The organism is Peribacillus sp. YIM B13481 (genome assembly GCF_042787985.1).
GTDB classification, from domain to species: domain Bacteria; phylum Bacillota; class Bacilli; order Bacillales; family DSM-1321; genus Peribacillus; species Peribacillus simplex_A.
In genome coordinates, this window is the sequence record NZ_JBHZPE010000101.1 from 1 (window position 1) to 6,539 (window position 6,539).

General features: G+C 36.4%; 6 protein-coding genes and 1 rRNA gene. 6 read left to right on the forward strand and 1 reads right to left on the reverse strand.

Going from position 1 to position 6,539, the window contains the following annotated elements; genetic code table 11:
- The 4 genes from rrf to ACFX4X_RS24955 form a co-directional block, all read left to right on the forward strand.
- Positions 1 to 77 (forward strand): 5S ribosomal RNA (gene rrf / locus ACFX4X_RS25590); the annotation flags it as partial.
- A gap of 165 nt (positions 78 to 242) precedes the next feature.
- On the forward strand, positions 243 to 1,094 hold the full coding sequence (locus tag ACFX4X_RS24945) for a tyrosine-type recombinase/integrase (RefSeq protein ID WP_061466473.1): 852 nt from the start codon (positions 243 to 245) through the stop codon (positions 1,092 to 1,094).
- A gap of 1,438 nt (positions 1,095 to 2,532) precedes the next feature.
- Complete coding sequence (locus tag ACFX4X_RS24950) at positions 2,533 to 3,210, forward strand: tyrosine-type recombinase/integrase (RefSeq protein ID WP_377387502.1); 678 nt, start codon at positions 2,533 to 2,535, stop codon at positions 3,208 to 3,210.
- Between the two features lie 206 nt (positions 3,211 to 3,416).
- Complete coding sequence (locus ACFX4X_RS24955) at positions 3,417 to 4,157, forward strand: MBL fold metallo-hydrolase (protein ID WP_377387494.1); 741 nt, start codon at positions 3,417 to 3,419, stop codon at positions 4,155 to 4,157.
- A gap of 320 nt (positions 4,158 to 4,477) precedes the next feature.
- Here ACFX4X_RS24955 and ACFX4X_RS24960 read toward each other — a convergent pair whose 3' ends face one another.
- Positions 4,478 to 4,681: an alpha/beta-type small acid-soluble spore protein gene (locus tag ACFX4X_RS24960; protein WP_034304517.1), complete on the reverse strand. Its 204-nt coding sequence runs from the start codon at positions 4,679 to 4,681 to the stop codon at positions 4,478 to 4,480.
- Positions 4,682 to 5,172: 491 nt separating this feature from the next.
- Here ACFX4X_RS24960 and ACFX4X_RS24965 point away from each other — a divergent pair, with 491 nt between their 5' ends.
- A complete protein-coding gene (locus ACFX4X_RS24965) occupies positions 5,173 to 5,592 on the forward strand; it encodes a hypothetical protein (RefSeq protein WP_377387497.1) in 420 nt (139 codons plus the stop codon).
- 276 nt (positions 5,593 to 5,868) lie between these two features.
- Positions 5,869 to 6,321, forward strand: a complete 453-nt coding sequence (locus tag ACFX4X_RS24970; RefSeq protein ID WP_377387499.1) for a hypothetical protein — start codon at positions 5,869 to 5,871, stop codon at positions 6,319 to 6,321.
- Positions 6,322 to 6,539 lie beyond the last annotated feature (218 nt).

The following is a 6,539-nucleotide window of genomic DNA, read 5'->3' on the forward strand; positions in this document are numbered from 1 at the left end:
CCGAACACGGCAGTTAAGCTCTTCAGCGCCGATGGTAGTTGGGGGTTTCCCCCTGTGAGAGTAGGACGCCGCCAAGCAATTTTTATCACATCAATTAGGATTCATAAACCCGTATACACAGGTTCAGATCCTATCTACGCATTCTAAACCTTAGGATTCTCCTAAGGTTTTTTTGTATAAATTCCACTATTCGTGTATTGGATAGGCTTATTAGTAGCATGATTTTGGTAGGGGGCTTCTCGATGACCAGTAAAGAAGAAAACCTGGACAATAAACAAATTCTTCATTCTTTTGCCGAATGGTTAATGGGTCAAAATAAATCCGTTGGTACGATTAAAACCTATGTTGGAGTCATCTCCCAGTTTCTTCAATGGTTTAAAGAAGAAGCGGAAGAAATTGAAAAATCCCACGTGCAAACCTATTTAGACTATATGGAACAGTCAAACAAGAGTGGAGGAACGATTGAAAAACATTATTCAGCCATTACCATGTTTTCCAGGTTCCTTGATAAACCCGAGATCGTCCTCAACATCGATCGCAAAGCAAAGGAAAAGAAAGAAGATCCGCCAAAAGCTCTGAACATGTTTGAGCAAGCTGCTCTCCTAAAAGAAATCGATGCTTCTGGGCATTTCAGGAATATTGCTATTGTCTACACAATGATTCATACGGGTATCCGGGTGTCCGAACTTTGTGATTTGAACCATAGCGACATTCAAAAAGAGGGAGAAAGGCAATATATCCTCATCCGGGATTCAAAAGGTGATATAGACAGGAAGATTCCACTCTCCATGACTGCTAGTGAAAAGATCAAGGCATACAAGGAATTTTTAAATATGGAAACGGAAGCCATCTTCATATCCAGTGTGAATCAGCGCATCACGCCAAGGTCCGTGCAATATATGCTGACTAAATATAATGCGACTCCCCATAAGCTACGGAATACGTTTTGCCAAAAATTAATCGATAAGGGGATAGACCTTCAAACCGTTTCAAAATTAATGGGGCATAAAGATTTGAACATGACCAAACGTTATATAGGAGAAGGAAAAGAAGAATTGAAATTAGCCATAGAAAATACTTTTGAAAATTTATAAAAGAGGAAAACTTCTTATATATCGGGAAGTATTCCTAATCCTTGGTAAAGCTACTGAGTCTTCATTATAAAGTTCCAAATAGCAAGGAGGATTTCTACTACTGAATAATAAAAAAGCCTTTCTCTTATAAAGTGTAGGCCGTGTAAAGGACAGATTAAAAAGACTAGGCGGCTTTAAGGTGATGATCTCTCTAGATGGTGAATGCCACCTTTTGGCTACAGAAAAACGTTTTTCTTAATTTTTAATGGAAGAAATCGGTGTTATCAATTTTTATTGATGGCTTTTACTAGAATTCCGATCTTTGCGTTGGCCACACCAACATATTTTGGGGAGAACCTGACCAGGCGTTTGAACGCGACTAAATCCCCTTAGGTAAAATCCTTCTTATGTTCGGCTAGGAACATTTCAATGGTGTTGTTAAATTCCTTTATGCTGCTAAAAGGTGCGTGTGCGGCCGAGCCTAGGTCGTATCATATAGCGGGTGGGATTCCTGTCGAGTAAGAACTAGCGATTCGCTCGTAGCGAGTCTTGGAGGGCTAAAGGTAACTTTAGTCTTTAAGCGTAGACAGTTAGGTGGCGGGCCGAAAGCCAAATGGTTGAAGGGATTGAGCTCCATAATGTTAGTAAATCGAGAGGGCTGATGCTTTACGCACAGCAGAAAGCTACATTTTATCCTTTGTTAAGGGCAAGATGGATAAAACCTCTCTGGAGTCAGAGACCTTGGCACGTTACACATCGATATGATACGGCAACTCGGGAGACCCTATCGGTCTTTTCTTATTAGAAGAGTATGGTGTACAAGCGATAAAAAGCAAGGAAACCAAATGCTGTGTAGGGAGTCGGATAGCAGCGTAGTACCAATGAAGTTGGGTAATGCCGATGGAGGAAAGGCTAGCTACCAGTTATCGCCCTTACTAGGGAAACATTTACTACACTCAGAGGTAGGGATAAATGGAAACAAAACTACTAAGGATAGCAGAATTAGCAAAATCTGAATCTGAGAGATTAGCTACATTTTGTGAATGGTAACTAGGAGGAGCCGTGTGCGTGAATAGCGCAAGCACGGTTCTGTGAGGGGGGCAGGAACACAATCTACCGTAAGGTAGAGAGGTTCCCTTCTACTCGACTAGCTGAAGATTGGAGCTTTCTTAAGGCAGCTTTTTCTTCTTTAACGAACAGGTGTTATTGTTTAATGGAAAATCTACTAATCTAGTATAATAGTTCCTCTTTTGTCTATACTATCTATTAATATGGTATAGATTGGAGAGAAACAGGTATGATCTTAACTGATGTATGGGGTTTATATAAGGCAGATAAGCAAATCCAAGGTTATTCTCCACAAACATTAAAGGCCTATTACGTCCAATTTAACTTGTTGGTGAATAGTTTTGGAAATATATCCATTCAATAACTTTCAACTAATTCTCTTAAAGTTTATCTGGGAAAAGCAGCTGAAAAGCTTAAACCATCCAGTCTGGGTCACAGAATTCGATTTATTAAATCTTTATTTAGATGGGCTCAGGATGAAAATTTAATTAATGGAAATCCTGCTTCCAAAATCAAGGAACCAAAATTAGAATTAAGGGTTCCAAAATACTTGTCTGAAGAGGAAATTGAACACTTGCGGGAAGCTTGTCATACAACATTCGAGAATGCTTTATTTGAGTTTATGTATTCAACAGGATGCAGAATTGGTGAAGCAATAACTCTAGATAGGGCCTCAATCAATTTCTCTAATCAATCAGCAATCGTACTAGGTAAAGGACATAAAGAACGAGAAGTATATTTCAATACTCGTTGTGAAATATGGTTGAAGCGATATTTAAATGAGCGAAATGATCATGAGGAAGCACTATTTGTGACAACACGTGCACCCCATCGAATGAGTATATCTCAAGCGAGAAACATTATAAAACTGGTAGCAAAAAGAACGGACATTAAAAAGAGCATTCATCCCCACCAGCTTAGACATAGTTACGCCACAAATTTATTGAATAATGGAGCGCCTTTAGAAGTGATTCAAAATTTAATGGGTCATGAAAAAAGTGAAACCACAAAAATTTATGCATATCTAAGTGGTGCAATGCGGAGAGACTTGTATAGAAAGTATTTTTAAGGGACCAAGGGTCCTTTTTATTTTGTTCTTAATAAACTATCGGGGCAGGATATTTCCATAGTGCAAGAAATAAAAAAACATTGACAGAAAATATTTTATGTGTTATGATTAAATATTTGTTATTGAAACCTCTTTGATTAATTGGTAAATTAAACTAAACAGTTATTTAAATATGCAATTAATCAATAATTTTGGAGGGGAACTTAATGAGAATAGCTAATGGAGTTGAAATGCTTGAGTTAGAAGCTGAAGCGTTTGGAGGGAAAGCAGTCATACACCCGACGCTTCTCTGGGATGATAATGAAGCTATTTTGATAGATACAGGAATGCCAGGACAATATGAGCAAATAATCTCAGCAATGGACAGAATTGGTTTATCATTAGATAAATTAAAAGCAGTTATATTAACACATCAAGATATTGACCATATTGGAAGTGTGCCAGAAATCATAAAGGCAACTAAAGGAAGTATTGAAATATTCGCTCATGAACTTGATAAGCCATACATAGAAGGGGAAATTTCCCTTATTAAAACGAACCCTAAAAGTATGGCTAAGATTTTAGACTCTCTTCCGGAGGACCAATCAAGAATAATGCTTGAGCTTTGTAAAAATCCTCCTAAAGCTAAAATTGATACTACTTTATCGGACGGTCAAGAACTCCCCTATTTCGGAGGGATAAAAGTTCTATTTACTCCTGGACATACCCCTGGACATATTAGCCTTTATTTGAAAAAAAGTAGAGTTCTTGTTGCTGCTGATGCAATGATTTGTATAGATGGGAATCTAAGAGGACCCGTTGAGCAAACAACACTCGATATGGACACTGCGATTTCTTCTTTAGATAAATTTTTAAGGTACGATATTGAATCTGTAATTTGCTACCACGGGGGAGTATGTAATAATAAGGTTCATACCCAAATTGAAAATATCATTAAAAACTTATAGAACTATCAGGAGCATTAGTGCCATAAGAAGGTCGCCATTGGCGCCCTTTTAAACGTATAATTCTTTCCCATTATCATACATTCAAATCAGAGAAAAATTTTCCTTTCGCAGGTTTAGAAACGTAGTGTACTCGCACAGTGATTGACGTTTGCTTTCACAATGTGACTTTATGGATATGTGTAATACAAGTCTCTGGGTTTAGTCGCGCTGTGACATAGCAAAATAACAGCTACTGATGTTTCTGTTTCTTTTTTTGAAATTTGTAAAATTATAAGTAGGGATAGTCCAATCACTATCCCTAACATTACATATGATTTCGATTACCGAGTTCTTCCGCCTAATTGTTGTTCAGCCATTTGCACTAAACGTTTTGTAATTTCTCCACCAACAGATCCGTTTGCACGGGATGTTGTATCAGCCCCAAGTGTAACACCGAATTCACTAGCGATTTCGTATTTCATTTGTTCTAGAGCTTGCTCTGCACCATTAACTACTAATTGATTACTGTTGTTATTTCTAGCCATGTTGTCAGCTCCTATGAATGTAATGTGTTGCTAGTCATAGGTTTTGATATTGTTAAGAGTTATATACATAGAATTTAAAATAAATTAAGGCAGTGATTAAGTGAAATTAAAACTCACCTGTAGCTCTAGAAGGGAAGGGCACAGGAGAATATTGAAGCCACCGGGTCACAAGGTAAGGGTTTCAGAAGCTTCGACTTCGAAAAGCAAATAATCTGAGGTAGGTGTAAATCCTGCCGGTGAATATCCGTAGGGAAGCGTGTTCTCCTCTAGCCTATGCTTACCGAATCCCGCCAGAGGCTTTCTCCTGCTATTGCACAGTTTCCGTACTCTACAAAAAGTCTTATAGACTAAAGACTTAAGGGTGCTTTACTTCGAAAAGGGAGTTGCTTTGGCAGCTCCTTTTCTTAAGGCACTAACGGGGCAGTTTAGTTCTATAAAAAAATCAAAAATTGGGAATAATACCTTTAATATTGTTAAAGGAGAGAGGCCCAATGAAAACTAAATTGTCTATTTTAATCTTAACTATGCTTATGTTAATAACTGTTAATGTAAATGCACAAACTTCCGAAAAGTATATAGATAATAGCAAGAAACAACTAAAAAGTGCAAATGAATTTTATAAAAGAAACAACTTAGGAGATTATAGTGAATTCAAAACTGCAACCCTGAATATTAGAGAAAAACTTCTGTATAAAGATTTAAAATCAACAGTAAATAAACATGCGGAAAAATATTCACTAGTTAATATTTACAATAATCCAAACCCAAATATAGATCCTAAAAGGCAAATATATCTATTTTGTTCCATTAAAGAGACAAAAGAAAAAATGATTCACAAAATTTTAATTATAGATGCTGAAACAAAAGAGCCTATAGCCGAAGGAAACGGAGAAAGATGGTTCTACCATTAAAGGTTTATACTAACCCCTCTAATGAGAAGCCCATCGCAGATGGAAGATATAGTTCAATAACAGTGGTTGCTGCGGCAGCCTTTTTCTTATGGCACTAACGGGGCAGTATAGTTCTATAAGGAATTGGTTTATTATGGTATAATTTTTGGGTGATTGTCTTCAATACTTTATTACCAATAATAAATAATATGGTAGCCGCCATCGTTTTCTATTTATAGGTTCGTCGAGCGACAAATAATTCCAGTTATTTTTGGAAGAATAGTAAGGAGTAAATATATGAAAAAATTTTTTAGTTTAATTGGTGGATTGTTATTTGCCTTTTCTTTAACAGGGTGCTTAGGAGAGGATTATGATTTTACACCTCCTAGCATTACACTCTCTAATCCTACAAACTCTGAAAGTGATATCAAATTAAAAGTAGCTAATATAGATTGGAAATCTGATAAAGAATATAAGAAAAAAACGAAAGATATTCTATCACTTGCAAGGAAACAAAAACGAGTAAGTATTAATTCAGGTCAACAAGATTATATAGACTTTGATAGTCAAGACTTTAAGATTGAAAAAATAAGTATTTGGGTATGGAAGCAGGATGAGAAGGTAGAATTGGAAGTTGATAAAAATCTCAACTTCAATTTCCCAAAAGAAAAAGGAGAATATCTAATAGAAGTGGACCTCCTTACGGATAACGGAAGTGCTGAATATGTAGGTAATATCGCCATTAAGTAGTGGATAACATACTTCTTAATTACCAATTAACATAAGCTTTTGTTTGATAAGACCATCGAAATTTAATGGTCTTTCTTTATGTCTAAATATCAACTTTATCAGAGCCTAAAATAATAATATTGTTCAAATGAAATAATACACTTGGAGTTAGTATAGTTTCATGGACACATTTTAGTTAAGTCCTTACAATGATTTTTGAGAGGATGTGTCCGTCTTGG